Here is a 15616-nt window from a genome sequence, read left to right as displayed (position 1 = left end):
CCCCCTCACGGAGATCTGATGCCAGCTGTAACCGCACCCAGCCGGACGCCAGGCGGCGCCGGAGTCATGCCCGACACGCCCGGCTGGGCCCGTTGGGCCAACGACCATCGCAAGTGGCTCTTCGCGGCCCCGGCCATGGCCTTCGTCGCCGCGCTGATCATCTTCCCGCTCGCGTGGACCGTCTACCTCAGCTTCACCGACTCCTCGGGGTCGGTCCGGGCCGAGTCGGAGTTCATCGGGCTGCGCAACTACCTGGACGTGCTCAGCGACACCGCCCGGTTCTGGCCGGCCGTGGGTCGGACGGCCGCGTTCACCGGTACCGCGCTCTTCTTCGAGGTAGTGCTCGGCATGGCGATCGCCCTGCTGCTGTGGCGTCCGTTCAAGGGCGAGAAGTGGGTCCGGGTCGCGATCCTGCTGCCGCTGGTCGCCACCCCGGTGGCCGTCGGCATGATGTGGCGGCTCATCTTCGACCCCAACATCGGTATGGCCAACCAGATGCTCAGCTGGGTCGGCATCGGCCCGCAGCCGTGGCTGGCCGGGCAGAACAGCGCACTGGCCACCACGATCTTCATCGACATCTGGCAGTGGACCCCGATGGTGGTGCTGATCCTGCTGGCCGGTCTGACCTCGCTCTCCGACGAGCCGCAGGAAGCGGCGATGATCGACGGCGCGAGCACCTGGCAGCGGTTCCGGCACGTCACCCTGCCGCTGCTGATGCCCACCGTGATCGTCGCGGTGCTGCTGCGCGGAATCGACGCGCTGAAGACCTTCGACATCCTCTACGCGACCAAGGGGCGCGGCGGCGGTTCCTTCAACGAGGTGGAGACGCTCAACGTGTACGCCTACGGCCTGAGCTTCGACTACAACGAGTACGGCCTCTCCTCGACGGTGCTGATCCTGTTCTTCCTGATCATCATCGGCGTGATGTGGGTCCTCACCTCCCGCAAGAAGAAGGAGGCCGGACGATGAAGACGAGTCTCGGATTCCGGATCTTCCGCACGGTGGCCCTGGTCGTCGTCGTGCTCTCGTTGGTGGCGCCGCTGGTCTGGATGGTCGCCGCCTCCTTCAAGACCAACGTCGACATCTACGACACCAGCAAGGCCCTGATCTTCTCGCCCACGCTGGACAACTACGGCACCGTCCTGCAGCAGGCCAACTACCTCCAGTTCATCGGCAACAGCCTCTGGGTGGCCTTCGCCGCCACCGTGCTGTCGTTGCTGCTCGGGGTGCCGGCCGCGTACGCGATGAGCCGGTTCAACATGCGCAAGTCGGCGCTGGTGGTGCTGATGGCCCGGGTCATCCCCGGTGTCTCGCTGCTGGTGCCGTGGTACTACGTCTTCTCGAACATGCGCCTGGTCGGCGGCTTCACCGTGCTGATCCTCAGCCACATGTTCGTCTCGCTGCCGTTGATCGTCTACATCATGATGGGCTTCTTCGACGGCCTGCCGGACGAGTTGGAGGAGGCCGCCCAGGTCGACGGTCTGACCCCGATCGGAGCCTTCCGGCGGGTCACCCTGCCGCTGTCGGTGCCGGGCATCGCGACCGCCGGCATCCTGTCCTTCATCTTCTCCTGGAACAACTTCATGTTCGCCCTGGTGCTCTCCGGCGCGGACACCAAGACCCTGCCCGTGGCGATCTTCGACTTCGTCGGCTACGCCAGCATCGACTGGGGCGGCCTGATGGCGGCGACCACGGTGGTCACCCTGCCCATCATGATCATCGCGCTGTTCGTGCAGAAGTACATCGTCTCCGGACTCACCGCAGGCGCGACGAAGGGCTGAGCACCATGACCACCATCTCGCGCGTCGAGACCTTCCTCGTAGCACCCCGCTGGCTGTTCGTCCGGGTGGAGACCACCGACGGCCTCGTCGGCTGGGGCGAGGCCACCTGCGAGGGCCGCTCGGAGACCGTACGCACCGCCGTCGAGCAGCTCAGCGAACTGCTGATCGGCCAGGACGCGCTGCGGATCGAGGACCACTGGCAGGTGATGACCAAGGGCTCCTTCTACCGGGGCGGCCCGATCCTGGCCAGCGCCGTCGCCGGGCTGGACCAGGCCCTGTGGGACATCGCCGGCAAGCGGTACGGCGCCCCCGTGCACCAACTGCTCGGCGGGCCGGTCCGGGACCGGATCCGGGTCTACGGCTGGGTCGGCGGTGACGAGCCCAGCGAGGTGCGCGACCAGATCGCCGCGCGGGTGGAGTCGGGACTGACCGCCGTGAAGATGAACGCCTCCGGGCGGATGAGCTCGCTGGCCACCGTCGCCGAACTCGACGCGGTGGTCCAGCGGGTGGCCGCCGCCCGGGAGGTGCTCGGCGAGGACCGGGACGTGGCCGTGGACTTCCACGGCCGGTTCACCCTGGCCAACGCCCGCCGGGTGGCCCCGCTGCTGGAGCCGTACCGGCCGTTCTTCCTGGAGGAGCCGGTGGTGCCGGAGAACTCCCACCTGATCGGGGAGTTCGTCCGATCCACCACCACACCGGTCTCCACCGGGGAACGGCTCTACAACCGGCAGGAGTTCCTGCCGGTGCTCCAGGCCGGCATCGCGGTGGCCCAGCCGGACCTGTCGCACGCCGGAGGCATCACCGAGGTACGCAAGATCGCCGCCCTGGCCGAGACCTTCGACGTGCAACTGGCCCCGCACTGTCCGCTGGGGCCGATCGCCCTGGCCGCCTGCCTCCAGGTCGGGTTCGCCACCCCGAACTACCTGATCCAGGAGCAGAGCATCGGCATCCACTACAACCTCGGTGCCGAGGTGCTCGACTACTGTGTCGACCAGCAGCCGCTGACCTTCGTCGACGGGTACGTCCAGCGCCTCACCGCACCGGGGCTGGGCATCGAGATCGACGAGCAGGCGGTACGCGCAGCGGACAAGCGGGGCCACGCCTGGCGCAGTCCCATGTTCCGGCACCCCGACGGCTCGTACGCGGAATGGTGACCATGACCGACCTGCTCACCACCGAACTCGCCGCACACCGGCTGCTGGCGATCATCCGGGGTACGGACACCGCCGCCGCGATCGCCGCCGGCACCGCCCTGCTGGCCGAGGGGGTGTCCATCGTCGAGGTGGCCCTGACCACCCCGGGGGCCCTGGACGCCATCGCGGCGATCCGGGCGGACGCCCCCGCCGGCACCCTGGTCGGTGCCGGCACGGTGCTCACCCCGGCGGCCGTGGCCGACGTGGCGGCTGCCGGGGCCCAGTTCGTGGTCACCCCCGCCGTGGTCGACTCCATCCCGGAGGCGGCCCGGCGGGGACTGCCGGTCGCCGCCGGAGCCCTCACCCCGACCGAGGCGTACACCGCCGTGCGGTGGGGGGCCAGCGTGGTCAAGCTCTTCCCGGCCTCGGTGGGCGGCGCGGGGTACCTGAAGGCGGTGCGTGACCCCTTCCCGGACATCGGCTTCGTCGCCGTCGGTGGGGTGGGCCTGGCCGAGCTGCCCGGCTACCTGGCCGCCGGCGCGATAGCGGTCGGGGTCGGCGGTCCGCTGGTGGGCGACGCCGCCTCCGGTGGCGACCTGGCGGCCCTGCGGGAGCGGGCCCGCGCCTACCGGGTGGCGGTCCGCGAAGCGGGGCTCCGATGACCGTACCCGGCGTGGAGGTGCTCACCCTGGGCGAGGCGCTGGTGTCGCTGCGCTCCGCCGGCCCGCTGGCTCTCGGTGGTCCGCTGACCATGCATCTGGCCGGGGCGGAGACCAACGTGGCGATCGGGCTGGCCCGGCTCGGTCACCGCAGCGCCTGGGTGGGCCGGGTCAGCGACGACGAACTCGGCGAGTTCGTGCTGCGCCAACTGCGGGCCGAGGGGGTGGCCACCGACGGGGTGGCCCGCGACCCCGAGCGGCCCGCCGGAGTCATGTTCCTGGAACGGCGGACCGCCGACCTGACCCGGGTGCGGTACCACCGGGTCGGTTCGGCCGGCTCCGCGCTGCACCCCGACGACCTGGCCGGGCCGCTCGCCGCCGGTGCCCGGGTGCTGCACCTGAGCGGCATCACCCCGGCCTTGTCCGACAGCGCCCGGCAGGCCACGGAGTACGCGGCCCGGCAGGCGGCCGCCGCCGGCATGACGGTGTCGTTGGACGTCAACTACCGGGCCCGGCTCTGGTCCCGGGACGACGCCCGCGCCGTGCTGACCCCCCTGGTCGGGTACGCCTCGATCGTCATCGCCTCCGCCGACGAACTGGACCTGGTCGCCGAGCCCGGCACCGACGAGGCCGGGATGGTCGCCGCCCTGCTGAACCGGGGGGTGCGGACCGTGCTGGTCAAGCTCGGTTCCGACGGGGCCCGCGCGTACACCCCCGAAGGCGTGCGGGAGTTCGCGGCGGTGCCGGTGACCGCCGTGGACACCGTCGGCGCCGGTGACGCCTTCACCGCCGGCTACCTCTCCGGCCACCTCGACGGCCTGGACCTGCCCGACCGGCTGCGGCGCGCGGTGGCGCTCGGCGCCTTCGCGGTCACCGCGCACGGTGACTGGGAAGGTCTGCCCCGCCGTGACGAGCTGTCCCTGTTGACCGGCAACGCCGCCGGCACCACCCTCCGCTGACTGCGAGAAAGGCACCCTCCGTGAAGATCGTCGCTGCCGACGTCATCGTTTCCAGCCCTGACCGCAACTTCGTCACACTGAAGATCACAACAGCGGACGGCATCACCGGTCTGGGCGACGGCACCCTCAACGGCCGGGAACTCTCCGTCGCCTCGTACCTGCGCGACCATGTGGTGCCACTGCTGATCGGGCGGGACGCGCACCGCATCGAGGACGCCTGGCAGTTCCTCTACCGCTCGGCGTACTGGCGGCGCGGCCCGGTCACCATGGCCGCCATCGCCGCGGTGGACGTGGCCCTGTGGGACATCAAGGCCAAGGCCGCCGGCATGCCGCTCTACCAGCTGCTCGGCGGTGCCTCCCGCAACGGCATCATGGCGTACGGCCACGCCTCCGGCCGCGACGTGCCGGAGCTGTTCGACTCCATCCGGGCGCACCTGGAACAGGGTTACCGCTCGATCCGGGTGCAGACCTCGGTGCCCGGCATCAACGCCGTGTACGGGGTGGCCGCCCAGCCCAGCACGGACGGCAAGCGCTACGACTACGAGCCGGCCCAGCGCACCCCCCTGCCCGCCGAGGAGGACTGGGACACCCGTGCCTACCTGCGGCACCTGCCCGGTGTCTTCGAGGCGGTCCGTAACGAGTTCGGCCCGGAGCTGCCGCTGCTGCACGACGGTCACCACCGGATGACCCCGATCCAGGCCGCCAAGCTGGGCAAGGCCCTGGAGCCGTACGACCTGTTCTGGCTGGAGGACTGCACCCCGGCGGAGAACCAGGAGGCGCTGCGGCTGGTCCGTCAGCACACCACCACCCCGCTGGCCATCGGCGAGGTGTTCAACACCGTGTGGGACTACCAGACCCTGATCCGGGAACAGCTGATCGACTACGTGCGTTCCGCGGTCACCCACACCGGCGGCATCACCGCCATGCGCAAGCTGCTCGACTTCGCCGCCCAGTACCAGATCAAGTCCGGCATCCACGGCCCGACCGACATCTCCCCGGTCGGCATGGCCGCGGCGCTGCACCTGGACCTGGCCATCCACAACTTCGGCATCCAGGAGTACATGCGGCACGGTCCGCTGACCAACGAGGTGTTCCGCCAGTCCTTCACCTTCACCGACGGTTACCTGCACCCGGGGGAGCAGCCCGGTATCGGGGTGGAGTTGGACGAGGAGGCCGCGGCCCGCTTCCCGTACCAGCCCGCGTACCTGCCGTTCAACCGGCTCAAGGACGGCACGGTCCATGACTGGTGAGCCGCCGACTCGCCACATAGTGGTGATGGGGGTCTCCGGCGCGGGCAAGACCACGGTGGCCCGGGGGATCGCCGCGTCGACCGGACTGACCTTCGCCGAGGCCGACGACTTCCACTCCGAGGCCAATGTGGCCCGGATGCGGGCCGGGATACCGCTGGACGACGACGCCCGCTGGCCCTGGTTGCAGGCCCTGGCGGACTGGATGACCGCCCGGCACCGGGAGGGGGTCTCCACCGTGCTGACCTGCTCGGCGCTCAAGCGCTCCTACCGGGACCTGCTGCGGCAGGGGCCGCCGGGGGTGTTCTTCGTGCACCTGCACGGCCCGACCGAAGTGATCCGGGAGCGGATGTCGGTGCGTACCCATGAGTACATGCCGCCCAGCCTGCTCGACTCCCAGACGGCGACCCTGGAACCGCTCTGGCCGGACGAGCCGGGCATCGTCATCGACCTGCGCTCGACCAGCGCGGCGCTGGTGGCCGAGGCGGTACGGCGGCTGGGCCTGCCGGTACGCGAGGAGACGCCCGAGGTGGTAACGGCCGAGGGGCCGCCGCCGGAGGCCTCCGCACGATGACCGACGAGCGGTGCGACCCGTGCGGGTCGCACCGCTCACCGTTCGGGATGACGGCGGACGAAGTCCTGGTAGGTCTCATTGGCCAGTTCGGCCTGACGCAGTTCGGCCTGGTGGATCTGGGCCGCCGACCGGGCGCGGGCCAGCCGCACCTCGTGGCGGCGGTCGCGGAGCCGGGACCAGCCGCGCACCCCGGCCCAGGCGATCCAGCCGCTCGTGGCCACCAGCCCGGTCAGCGCGAAGGCCAGCAGGAACTCCATCTGTTCCTCCCTTTCCGGCGGATCAGCTGACGTCCCGACGGGCCGCCAGCCAGCTGCCGATGCCGAACATCAGCAGGGTGTAGCCCAGCAGCACCGCGGCCGGTAGCACCGCACTCGACGATTCCAGCACGCCGGGGGTGCCGCCGTCGAACTGCGACCGGGCCCCCAGGGCGCCGGCCAGCGCACCGGAACTGGGCGCCAGCAGGAGCTTCTGGAGCACCTCCAGTGGGCTCAGCACCAGGGCCAGCCCGCTGATCGCGTTCTCCAGGACCAGGGTCCACACCAGACCGATGGCGATCGCGGTGGCGGTGCTGCGGAAGACGATCGCGAGGAACCAGCCGATACTGGCGTGCGCGGTGCAGATCAGCCAGGCGGCGGCCACCGCACCGGCCAGGTCGGTGATCGGCGGCCAGTCCGCCGGACGCCCCTCCACCATCGCCAGCACCCCGGTGACCAGGATCAGGGCGCCGAAGGTGAGCACGGCGACCAGCAGGGTCAGGCCACAGAGGACGACGGCGTGACCGGCCAGCACCTGCCCCCGCCGGGGACGCTGCGTGAAGATCAGGTTCAGGGTGCCCCAGCGGTACTCGTTGCCGACCACCAGGGCCCCGAGGATGACCACGATGGCGCCGCCGAAGAGGGGGAACAGGCCGATGCCGGTGGTGACCAACTGGCCGGGCAGTACGGCGGACAGCAGGCTCTCCGCAGCCTCGGCCTGTTCCGGATCGCCGGCCAGGGTCAGGTGCACCACGTACGGGATGCCGATGCCGAAGGCGAGTGCGAGCAGGGTCCAGGTCGCGGTGACCGTCCACACCGCCGGGCGGCGACGGTCGGCGAACCAGGCGGCGCGTACCGAGGCGATCATCGGGCGGCTCCCGTCGTGGCGTGCTGCGCCTCTGGTTGTTCGGGCACGGGCACGGGCGCGGTCGGCGCGGTCAGCTCCAGGAACGCCTCCTCCAGGGAGTGGCGCAGCGGGCGCAGTTCGCGTACCTCGACACCGGCGGTGACGAGTCGTCGGTTGAGTTCGGCGGCCAGCGCGAGGTCGGTGCTGACCCGCAACGTCCCGTCCACCACCTCCACCGCCCGGACCCGGTCGTCGGCGCGCAGGCAGGTCAGCGCCGTGTCGGTCGGGTCGGCGTCGATCAGCAGTACGCCGGCGCCCAGCGCCCCCCGCAGCTCGTCCGGGGTGCCCTCGGCGACCAGTCGGCCCCGGTCGATGACGGCGATCCGGTCACAGACCTGTTCCACCTCGGCGAGCACATGGCTGGAGAGCAGGACGGTCTGTCCGTGCCGGCCGAGCGAGCGCAGTAGTTCCCGCATCTCGGCCACCCCGGCCGGGTCCAGGCCGTTGGTCGGCTCGTCGAGGATCAGCAGGCTCGGCTCCTTGAGCAGCGCGGCGGCCACCCCCAGCCGCTGCTTCATGCCCAGCGAGTAGGTGCGGAACGGCGAGCGGGCCCGGGCGGTCAATCCCACCTCGTCGAGCACCCGGTCGGCGGCGGCGTCCGGTACGCCCGCGTACCGGGCGGCCAGCCGCAGATTGTCCCGGCCGGTCAGGTGCGGGTAGAAGGTCGGCGATTCGATCAGGGCCCCGATGCGGGCCAGTTGCCGGCCGGGGGGTTCCCCCAGTACCTGGATGCGCCCGGCGCTCGGGTGGACGAGCCCGACCAGCATGCGCATCGTGGTCGTCTTGCCGGCGCCGTTGGGCCCCAGGAAGCCGAGCACCTCACCTTCGCGGACCCGCAGGCTGAGCCGGTCGACTGCGGTCACCCCACCGGGATAGCGCTTGCTGACCTCGTGCAGTTCTGCGGCAAGACGGTCACTCACCAACGGTATGCCGTAACCGAAAAATCGGGCAATGAGGACCCGCTACGTCGACGACGACGAATGTTCATGTTCTGTTCCTCGATTTCCTCTGCCACCACGCAGGGTTGCTTGCACAGCGCCAATTAAATGTCCTTCGGTTGGATCGAGGGATGTCGCCCGGCGGGCCGGGCGCCGGAGAGCCTCGCCGACCGATGTCCTACTTGGGCGAATTTCGGCGGCCGTGACCTGCTCTGATGTCACGGATGCCACACAGGCTAGCGGAGCCGATCGACGCACGGAAGATCCTCAGGCGTGGTGGAAGCAGTTTTCTCTCGGTCCCGGCTCGCGGCGTGGGTATTCACCGCCCCCATTACTTTTTTCAAAAGAGTTTGTTGACGGACCGAGTAGATCATGGGCAGCATGTAGTCACTTTCACGATCTGAAGTCGATGCAGGGGAGCGGTGCATGAGCGAGTCGCCGGACGCCGGGAAGACACTGGTAATGCGGCCCAAGCTGCGGCACGACGTGGTCTTCCTCGACGCACCGGCCGGGGCCTACCTGCGCGGCCCGGACACCGCCTTCCTGATCAAGGGCAAGTCCGCCTACCGCTGGCTGACCTCGCTGAGCCCGTACCTCACCGGCGAACACACAGTCGCCAAGCTCACCGAGACCCTCGACGCGGGACAACGGCAGACCGTGCTCACCCTGGTCCGGGCACTGCTGGCCCGTGGCTTCGCCAAGGACGCGGGGGAGCGCGGCGAGCTGCCCGAGGCACTGGCCCGGCGCTTCGCCGCGCAGGTCGAGTTCGTCGACCACTTCGCCGACGACCCCACCGGCCGGTTCCTGCGCTTCCACCAGGCCCGGGTGACCCTGGGCGGTAGCGGCCAGCCACTGCTGGCGGCCGCCCGTGGTCTGCTGCGCAACGGGTGCGTGACCCTGGACCTGTACCCCGAGGACGACCCCCGCGCCTACGACGAGCTGCTCCGCGCCGACCTGGCCGAGCTGCGTGCCGACGGGATCACGGCCGAGGCCACCGTGCACTCCGGAGCCCTGACGGTCACCGGTGCGGACGCGGTCATCTACTGCACCGGGCCGGAAGGGTTGTCCCGCCTGGCCGACCTGGCGCGCACCTGCCACCAGGACGGACCACTGCTGGTACCGGTGTACTGGGACGAGCGCCGCACCGTGATCGGGCCAGCCCTGACGGCCGGCCAGTCGCCCTGCTGGCTCTGCGCCCAACTGCGGCTCACCGCCGCCGCCGACCCGGCGACCTCGGCGCAGTTCTGGCGTCAACTCGCCGTCTCGGTCGGCGCACCGGCGGCGCTGCCCGAGGTGACCGGACGGATGGTGGGCAACGCCGCGGCGTTCGAACTGTTCCGGATGCTCACCGGGGCCCTACCGGCGGACACCGCCACCGGAGTGCTGCTGCTGGACTCGACCACTCTGGAGTCCACCCGGGAACGGGTACTGCCGCACCCGGCCTGCCCGGTCTGCCGGCACGTCGAGGTGCCCACCCCGCAGACCCCGGCCGACATCGACGAGGAGACGACGTACCAGCGGGCCGAGGTGCTGGTCTCGCCGAACGCCGGGGTCTTCACCCGGTTCGTCGACGACCCCCTGGAGCAGGCGCCGCTGAAGACGGCCCGGCTGCGGCTGCCCGGCCACGACGGGCCCCGCGAGGTGACCGCCTTCGACGTGCACACCGTGATGGCCGCCCGGCTGGCCGCCTATCGCAACGCGGTCCGCGACCACGTGAGCCGGTACGCCGACCCCGCCGGCGCGCTCACCACCAGCGCCGCCGAGCTGCGGCAGCGCGGCGCCGAACCGGTGGCCTGGACGGAGCTGGACACCTGCACCGGCGCGGCGCCGGAGGACTCGCGGCGGCGATGGCTGCCCGCCCGGGTGCTCGACGGATCCGGTGAGGTCTGGGTTCCCGCCACCCTGGCACTGCCCACCGGCGGTCAGGACCCCGAGGGGCGGGCCGAGTCGACCGTTGCCGGGGCGGCCGTGGGAGCCACCCTCGACGAGGTGATCGACCGAGGACTGGCCGACGCCCTGGCCTTCCACGCGCTGATCAGCGCGATGCGGGGCAGGTCCGGCCCTCGTCCGGTCAGCCACGAGGAACTGGCCGGCGACGACGACACCGCCTTCCTGGTCAAGGCCGCCCACCGGTTCGGCTGTCGACTGACGGTCGTCGCGCTGCCGGCCGCCGCGCCGGCCCACGCCGTGCTCGCCGTCACCGAACTGCCCGGCACCGACCGCCGCCACTGGGCCCTGGCCGGTGGCTTCGACCCGGCCGCCACCCGGCTGGCCGCGGTACGCGACGCGGTCGGCCAGATCCAGGTGCGCCACTTCGAGCGGATCGACGCCGACCTGGGCGACCCGGTGCTCCGGGACTTCGAGCCGGCGACCCTCGTCGCCGACCGGGCCGCGGTCGACTCCACCGACCCGGTCGAGGCCCCGGCCGCCACCGACCGCGCCGCCGTGCTGGCGGCGTTGGCCCGACGCTCGATCAGTGCGCTGCTGGTGGAGACCACCACCCGCGACATCCGCGCCAGCGGGGCCTTCCGCAGCGGTGTGGTCCTGCTGCGCCACCTCGGCCGTACGGCCGACTGATTCCACCACGACACGTGGTCCCCGGTGAGGCACACATCGTGAAAGGAGGTGAAATATGCCAATTACCCTGAATGAAGAGTTGCGCGAACTCGAGACCGAGACCTTCGAGATCGAGGAGGTGGCCGACGGCGAGGAGATGCTCGCGGCGACCAGCTCCAGCTGCAGCACCTCCAGCTGCTGCAGTTGCAGCACGTCCAGCTGCTGCAGCACCAGCACCAGCACCTCCAGCTGCGGCTGACCGGGTGACCGGGTGACCGGGTGACCGGGTTTGACCCGACGCCGATGACCTTCGTCCTGGTCGGATCGCAACACGATGCCCCACCGCCGCCGGCGTGAGCCGGCGAGCAGCCCTGCGTGCCTCCGCTGGATCCACTGTGGTGGTGCGACCCCGACCAGGATCACTGGCGCCGATCGAGGCTCAAGGAGACGTCCGTGCCGACACAACCCCCGACATCCGGTTCGCTGGCCGACTCGGTCCGCAGCGAGCTACGCGACCTGCAGACCGAGACGTTCGAGGTCGAGGACATCGCGGATCTGTCCGCCGACCTGATGGGCATCTGCAGCAGCAGCACCAGCACGTCGAGTTGCTCCAGCTGCAGCACGTCCAGTTGTTGCAGCTGCACCTCATCGAGTTGCAGCAGCACCAGTTAGGCCACCTGCCGCCGGGCGTTGCGCACGCCCGGCGGGCGGAGTGACCCGCAAAGCCCCGAGGGGAGGTACCCAATGCCGGAACTCACTGAGGAACTGCGCGCGCTCGAGACCGAGACGTTCGAGATCGAGGACGTCGACGCGATCGACTCCATGGTCATGGCCTGGTCCAGCTCCAGCTGCTCCTGCTCCAGCTGCTGCAGTTGCAGCACGTCCAGCTGCTGCAGCACCAGCACCAGCACCGGATGCGGCGGCGGATAGCCCGCAGTCGCCACCGTCCCCGCCGGCGGTCCACGTCGGCGGGGCACCGGTACCCCGCCCCCGCCGCACGACCGCAGACAGGTGAACGCATGATCGTCGACGTCCGGACCACCTCCACCGGATGGGACAGCAGCCTCAAGCAGCTCGGTGAGATGCTCCACGAACGCCGCCAGGACCGGCCACCCCCGCCGGGTCCGACGCCGCTGGACGGGCTGACCGTCCGCATCGCCGCGCTGGGGCTCACCGACGTCAACCGCGAGGGTGCCGAGGCGGTGTCCGGCGGCGACGTCCTGCCGATCTGGTTGTACGGGGCCACCGTGCTGGTCGGCCCCCGCTGGTCACCGCCGGCCCCCGGGGAGCGCGCCGGCCCTTGCCCGCTGTGCGTGCAACGCCGCTGGCAGGCCATCCGGGTACGCGAGGAGCGGCACGCCCTGGAGCACGGCGCCCGGGTCGGCACCGTGGCCGGCCTGCCGCACCTGACCCCCTTCGCGGTGGACACGGTGTGGCAGTTGCTGCTCACCGCCGCCGACTCCTCGGCCGAACGCCCGGGGGTGGGCCGGCTGTGGCAGCTGCGGATGGACACCCTGGAGACGACGACCGTGACGGTGCTGGTCGACTCCGAGTGCCCGGCCTGCGCCCAGCCCGTACCGGACACCGCCGAAGCCGCCGTCATGCCGCTGACCAACCGCCCCAAGCCGGACCTGGAGTCGTATCGGCTGCGGTCGGCCGGGGAACTGGACCTGCCGGTGACGGCGTTGGCCAACCCGCTCGTCGGTGCGCTGGGCGGCAACGCCTTGCGCGCCTACAACGCCACCGCCACCGCGCCGGTGACCGGCTACTTCCGGGTACGCAGCCGCTACGACCTGCACGAGATGTGGTGGAGCGGGCACGCCAACAGCTACGGCAGCAGCGAGACGTACGCGCTGCTGGAAGGACTGGAGCGGTATGCCGGCCAGTTCCCCCGGGCCCGGACCACGACGGTCTTCGACAGCTACGCCAACCTGGCCCCGCACGCCCTGGACCCGGCCGGCCTCGGCTACCACCCGGCGTTCTACGAAGGCCACGGGCTCTACTACGCCCCCTACTCGCCGACCGAACCCATGCACTGGGTCTGGGGCTACTCGCTGCGCGATCAGGCACCCCGGCTGGTTCCCGAGCAGTTGGTCTACTACCTGGACCGGCGCACCGACCAGCGCAAGTTCGTCCAGGAGTGCTCCAACGGCTGCGCCAGCGGCAGTTGCCTGGAGGAGGCGCTGCTGCACGGCATGCTCGAACTGGTCGAGCGGGACGCCTTCCTGCTCGCCTGGTACGGCTCGGCCCGGCTGGCCGAGATCGACCCGGCCACCTGCCGCGACGAGCGGGTGCACTTCATGATCGACCGGGTGAACCTGCTCGGGTACGACATGCGCCTGTTCGACACCCGCGCCGACCTGCCCGTTCCAGTGGTCACCGCGGTCGCAGTCAAGCGCGGCGAGGGCCTGGGGCAGCTCTGCTTCGCCGCCGGTGCCAGCCTCGACCCGGACGACGCGGTCCGCGCCGCGGTCTGCGAAACCGCATCGTACGTGCCCGGCTTCGACGAGCGGGTGGCCGCCAGCGAGCCCGAACTGCGGGAGATGGTCCGCGACTTCACCAAGGTCACCGAGCTCAGTCACCACGCCCTGCTGTACGGCCTGCCGGAGATGACCGAGCACGCCCGGTTCCTCTTCGACGACCCGCCACTGCGGTCGATGAACGAGCTGTACGGCGACTGGCTGGCCACCCGGCCCACCCACGACGACCTGTGGGCCGACACCCAGTACCTCAGCGGCCTGATCGCCGGGCTCGGCGGTGACGTCGTGGCGGTCGACCAGACCTGCCCGGAGCAGGAGATCGCCGGTGTGCACACCGTGGCGGTGGTCGCCCCCGCCCTGCTGCCGATCGACTTCGGTTGGCAGCGGCAGCGGGTGCTGCACAGCGAACGACTGGAGCGGCACCTGGCCCGCGGCACCCACGGACCGGACGGGCTCGGCGCCACCGGTCGCAACCTGAACCCGCACCCCTTCCCGTAGGAGCACCGGCATGCAGCTTCCGGCCCGCGACATCGTGCGGGACTACACCGAGGCGGTCTTCCGCCGGGCCCGGGTTCCGATGGAACCCCTCAACTTCGAAGTGGACTGGGTGGACCAGCCCTCCCGCCACACCGCCTACCCGGGCGCCACCCCGGTGCCGCTGCCGGCCCGACTACCCGAACTGGCCACCCTGCGGGAGCTGTTCACCCGGGAGCCGGCGGACCCGGCGGGCTGGTCGATGGAACGGCTGGCCATCCTGCTGCGACTCTCCTACGGGGTGCTCGACCGGCGGATGACCGTCAACTGGAACCAGGACGTCGCCAAACGGGCCCACTTCGAGCACGCCGTGTGGGGGCGGGGCACCGCCTCCGGCGGCGGCATGTACCCGGTGGAGGTCTACCTGGTGGCCGGGGCCTCCGCGCCGCTGCTGCCCGGCGTCTACCACTACGACACCGGCCGGCATGTGCTCCAGCGGCTGCTGGTCGGCGACGTCAGCGACAGCATCCGGGCCGGGCTGGCCGAGCCTGAGCAGGCGGACAGCTTCCTGGTGGCGAGCCTCCGGTTCTGGAAGAACTCCTTCAAGTACAACAGCTTCTGCTACCACGTGGTCACCCAGGACCTCGGTGCCCTGCTCGGCTCCTGGGAACTGCTGGCCTCGGCGCTGGGGGCGCCGCTGCGTCGGCTGCTCTGCTTCGACCCGGAGCCGATGGACCGGCTGCTCGGCTTCGACAGCGACCAGCAGAGCACCTTCGCGGTCGTCCCCCTGACCTGGAGCGGAGCCGGTGACCCCGCCGCGCCGGTGGTCGATCAGCCCATCCCGCCGACCCCCGTGCAGGTGCGCCACACCCCGCACGAACGCTCCCGACGGGTGCAGCAGTTCCCCACCGTCACCGAGGTGCACCGGGCTGCGGCCACTGCGGTCGTCGTCGATCCGGCCGCGGTCGCCGCGGCCGCGCCCCGACCCCTGCCCGGCGACCCGGTCGAGCTTGCCGCACCCCGGCTGGACCTGCTCGACCGTCCCCTGTCCACCGTGCTGGCCACCCGATCCAGCAGCTTCGGCCGGTTCCGTCGGCCACCGGAGCTGACCGTCGCAGACCTCGGCACCACCCTGGCCTTCGCCGCCGCCGGCCGACCCCAACCGGCCGACGCCGGGCTACCCGCCGACACCCCGGCCCTGACCCGGCTCTGGGTCTTCGCCAACCACCTCGACGGGCTGCCCGCCGGCGGCTACGCCTACTGCCCCCGACGGCACGCGTTGCTGCCGGTGGCACCGGAACCCGAGGCCGGGATGTCGGCCTTCCTGCAACAGCAGTACTTCCTCACCAACTACACCATGGGGCAGGTCGGCGCGGTGCTGGCCATCTCCGGACGGCTGGACGCCGTGCTCGACGCGTACGGTCCCCGGGGTTACCGGATCCTCAACGCCGAGATCGGCGCGGTGGCCCAGCGGGTCTACTGCGCCACGACCGCCCAGCGGATCGGCTGCGGTGCGGTGCTCGGCTTCGACAACGTCTCCATGGACGAGGCCCTGGGCCTGACCGACACCGACGAACGTACGGTGCTGTTCCTGCTGCTCGGGCGCAACGCCGAGGCCGTCGCGGACCTGGAGTACCGGCTGTGACGCCCCTGA

16 protein-coding genes are annotated in these 15616 nt (G+C 71.1%); 11 read left to right on the top strand and 5 right to left on the bottom strand.

Annotated elements, in window-relative coordinates; genetic code table 11:
- The first annotated feature begins 18 nt into the window (after positions 1-18).
- Genes ACLQ2T_RS14105 through ACLQ2T_RS14075 form a run of 7 tightly spaced genes read left to right on the top strand, consistent with a single transcriptional unit; the run spans position 19 to position 6353 of the window.
- Positions 19-969, top strand: coding sequence for a carbohydrate ABC transporter permease (locus ACLQ2T_RS14105; protein ID WP_425766522.1), 951 nt, complete (start codon positions 19-21; stop codon positions 967-969).
- A complete protein-coding gene (locus tag ACLQ2T_RS14100; RefSeq protein WP_425766520.1) occupies positions 966-1781 on the top strand; it encodes a carbohydrate ABC transporter permease in 816 nt (271 codons plus the stop codon). Before ACLQ2T_RS14105 ends, ACLQ2T_RS14100 begins: the two co-directional genes overlap by 4 nt.
- 5 nt (positions 1782-1786) lie before the next feature.
- Positions 1787-2935 (top strand): galactonate dehydratase, encoded by a 1149-nt coding sequence (gene dgoD, locus ACLQ2T_RS14095; protein ID WP_425766519.1) that lies wholly within the window; start codon positions 1787-1789, stop codon positions 2933-2935.
- Positions 2936-2937: 2 nt separating this feature from the next.
- Positions 2938-3576 carry a bifunctional 4-hydroxy-2-oxoglutarate aldolase/2-dehydro-3-deoxy-phosphogluconate aldolase gene (locus tag ACLQ2T_RS14090; RefSeq protein ID WP_425766518.1) on the top strand — a complete coding sequence of 213 codons (639 nt, stop codon included), beginning with the start codon at positions 2938-2940 and terminating at the stop codon, positions 3574-3576.
- Positions 3573-4532: a sugar kinase gene (locus ACLQ2T_RS14085; protein WP_425766517.1), complete on the top strand. Its 960-nt coding sequence runs from the start codon at positions 3573-3575 to the stop codon at positions 4530-4532. Before ACLQ2T_RS14090 ends, ACLQ2T_RS14085 begins: the two co-directional genes overlap by 4 nt.
- A gap of 20 nt (positions 4533-4552) precedes the next feature.
- The gene (gene manD, locus ACLQ2T_RS14080; RefSeq protein ID WP_425766516.1) at positions 4553-5782 is read left to right on the top strand and encodes a D-mannonate dehydratase ManD; all 1230 of its coding nucleotides are present in this window, start codon (positions 4553-4555) and stop codon (positions 5780-5782) included.
- On the top strand, positions 5772-6353 hold the full coding sequence (locus tag ACLQ2T_RS14075; RefSeq protein ID WP_425766515.1) for a gluconokinase: 582 nt from the start codon (positions 5772-5774) through the stop codon (positions 6351-6353). Before manD ends, ACLQ2T_RS14075 begins: the two co-directional genes overlap by 11 nt.
- A 35-nt stretch (positions 6354-6388) precedes the next feature.
- Here ACLQ2T_RS14075 and ACLQ2T_RS14070 read toward each other — a convergent pair whose 3' ends face one another.
- Genes ACLQ2T_RS14070 through ACLQ2T_RS14060 form a run of 3 tightly spaced genes read right to left on the bottom strand, consistent with a single transcriptional unit; the run spans position 6389 to position 8434 of the window.
- Positions 6389-6610: a hypothetical protein gene (locus ACLQ2T_RS14070; protein ID WP_425766514.1), complete on the bottom strand. Its 222-nt coding sequence runs from the start codon at positions 6608-6610 to the stop codon at positions 6389-6391.
- Positions 6611-6632: 22 nt separating this feature from the next.
- The gene (locus ACLQ2T_RS14065) at positions 6633-7475 is read right to left on the bottom strand and encodes an ABC transporter permease (RefSeq protein WP_425766512.1); all 843 of its coding nucleotides are present in this window, start codon (positions 7473-7475) and stop codon (positions 6633-6635) included.
- The gene (locus ACLQ2T_RS14060) at positions 7472-8434 is read right to left on the bottom strand and encodes an ATP-binding cassette domain-containing protein (protein WP_425766511.1); all 963 of its coding nucleotides are present in this window, start codon (positions 8432-8434) and stop codon (positions 7472-7474) included. The genes ACLQ2T_RS14065 and ACLQ2T_RS14060 overlap by 4 nt, the downstream gene beginning before the upstream one ends.
- Positions 8435-8878: 444 nt before the next feature.
- Between ACLQ2T_RS14060 and ACLQ2T_RS14055 the strand changes: the two genes are divergently transcribed.
- Both ACLQ2T_RS14055 and ACLQ2T_RS14050 read left to right on the top strand, forming a co-directional pair.
- A complete protein-coding gene (locus tag ACLQ2T_RS14055; protein ID WP_425766510.1) occupies positions 8879-11029 on the top strand; it encodes a TOMM precursor leader peptide-binding protein in 2151 nt (716 codons plus the stop codon).
- A 55-nt stretch (positions 11030-11084) separates the two neighbouring features.
- The gene (locus ACLQ2T_RS14050; protein ID WP_425766509.1) at positions 11085-11267 is read left to right on the top strand and encodes a thiazolylpeptide-type bacteriocin; all 183 of its coding nucleotides are present in this window, start codon (positions 11085-11087) and stop codon (positions 11265-11267) included.
- Positions 11268-11427: 160 nt separating this feature from the next.
- On the opposite strand, the gene ACLQ2T_RS14045 is transcribed toward ACLQ2T_RS14050, so the two are convergent.
- Together ACLQ2T_RS14045 and ACLQ2T_RS14040 are read right to left on the bottom strand one after the other, a co-directional pair.
- Positions 11428-11673 carry a hypothetical protein gene (locus tag ACLQ2T_RS14045; RefSeq protein ID WP_425766508.1) on the bottom strand — a complete coding sequence of 82 codons (246 nt, stop codon included), beginning with the start codon at positions 11671-11673 and terminating at the stop codon, positions 11428-11430.
- Positions 11674-11676: 3 nt separating this feature from the next.
- Positions 11677-11952, bottom strand: coding sequence for a hypothetical protein (locus ACLQ2T_RS14040; RefSeq protein ID WP_425766507.1), 276 nt, complete (start codon positions 11950-11952; stop codon positions 11677-11679).
- Between the two features lie 75 nt (positions 11953-12027).
- Between ACLQ2T_RS14040 and ACLQ2T_RS14035 the strand changes: the two genes are divergently transcribed.
- Together ACLQ2T_RS14035 and ACLQ2T_RS14030 are read left to right on the top strand one after the other, a co-directional pair.
- Positions 12028-13986: a TOMM precursor leader peptide-binding protein gene (locus ACLQ2T_RS14035; RefSeq protein ID WP_425766506.1), complete on the top strand. Its 1959-nt coding sequence runs from the start codon at positions 12028-12030 to the stop codon at positions 13984-13986.
- 10 nt (positions 13987-13996) lie between these two features.
- A complete protein-coding gene (locus ACLQ2T_RS14030) occupies positions 13997-15607 on the top strand; it encodes a SagB family peptide dehydrogenase (protein ID WP_425766505.1) in 1611 nt (536 codons plus the stop codon).
- Positions 15608-15616 lie beyond the last annotated feature (9 nt).

The sequence above is a fragment of the Micromonospora sp. DT229 genome, from assembly GCF_049844505.1.
GTDB lineage: Bacteria > Actinomycetota > Actinomycetes > Mycobacteriales > Micromonosporaceae > Micromonospora.
Note: the sequence above shows the minus strand (reverse complement) of the source record. Positions and strands in the feature narration are given on the sequence as shown.

Excerpts from the sequence above, each read along its gene's own strand:
- ACLQ2T_RS14105 (WP_425766522.1), top strand. The coding sequence starts at position 19 with ATGCCAGCTGTAACCGCACCCAGCCGGACGCCAGGCGGCGCCGGAGTC.
- ACLQ2T_RS14100 (WP_425766520.1), top strand. The coding sequence starts at position 966 with ATGAAGACGAGTCTCGGATTCCGGATCTTCCGCACGGTGGCCCTGGTC.
- dgoD (WP_425766519.1), top strand. The coding sequence starts at position 1,787 with ATGACCACCATCTCGCGCGTCGAGACCTTCCTCGTAGCACCCCGCTGG.
- ACLQ2T_RS14090 (WP_425766518.1), top strand. The coding sequence starts at position 2,938 with ATGACCGACCTGCTCACCACCGAACTCGCCGCACACCGGCTGCTGGCG.
- ACLQ2T_RS14085 (WP_425766517.1), top strand. The coding sequence starts at position 3,573 with ATGACCGTACCCGGCGTGGAGGTGCTCACCCTGGGCGAGGCGCTGGTG.
- ACLQ2T_RS14075 (WP_425766515.1), top strand. The coding sequence starts at position 5,772 with ATGACTGGTGAGCCGCCGACTCGCCACATAGTGGTGATGGGGGTCTCC.
- ACLQ2T_RS14070 (WP_425766514.1), bottom strand. The coding sequence starts at position 6,610 with ATGGAGTTCCTGCTGGCCTTCGCGCTGACCGGGCTGGTGGCCACGAGC.
- ACLQ2T_RS14065 (WP_425766512.1), bottom strand. The coding sequence starts at position 7,475 with ATGATCGCCTCGGTACGCGCCGCCTGGTTCGCCGACCGTCGCCGCCCG.
- ACLQ2T_RS14055 (WP_425766510.1), top strand. The coding sequence starts at position 8,879 with ATGAGCGAGTCGCCGGACGCCGGGAAGACACTGGTAATGCGGCCCAAG.
- ACLQ2T_RS14050 (WP_425766509.1), top strand. The coding sequence starts at position 11,085 with ATGCCAATTACCCTGAATGAAGAGTTGCGCGAACTCGAGACCGAGACC.
- ACLQ2T_RS14035 (WP_425766506.1), top strand. The coding sequence starts at position 12,028 with ATGATCGTCGACGTCCGGACCACCTCCACCGGATGGGACAGCAGCCTC.
- ACLQ2T_RS14030 (WP_425766505.1), top strand. The coding sequence starts at position 13,997 with ATGCAGCTTCCGGCCCGCGACATCGTGCGGGACTACACCGAGGCGGTC.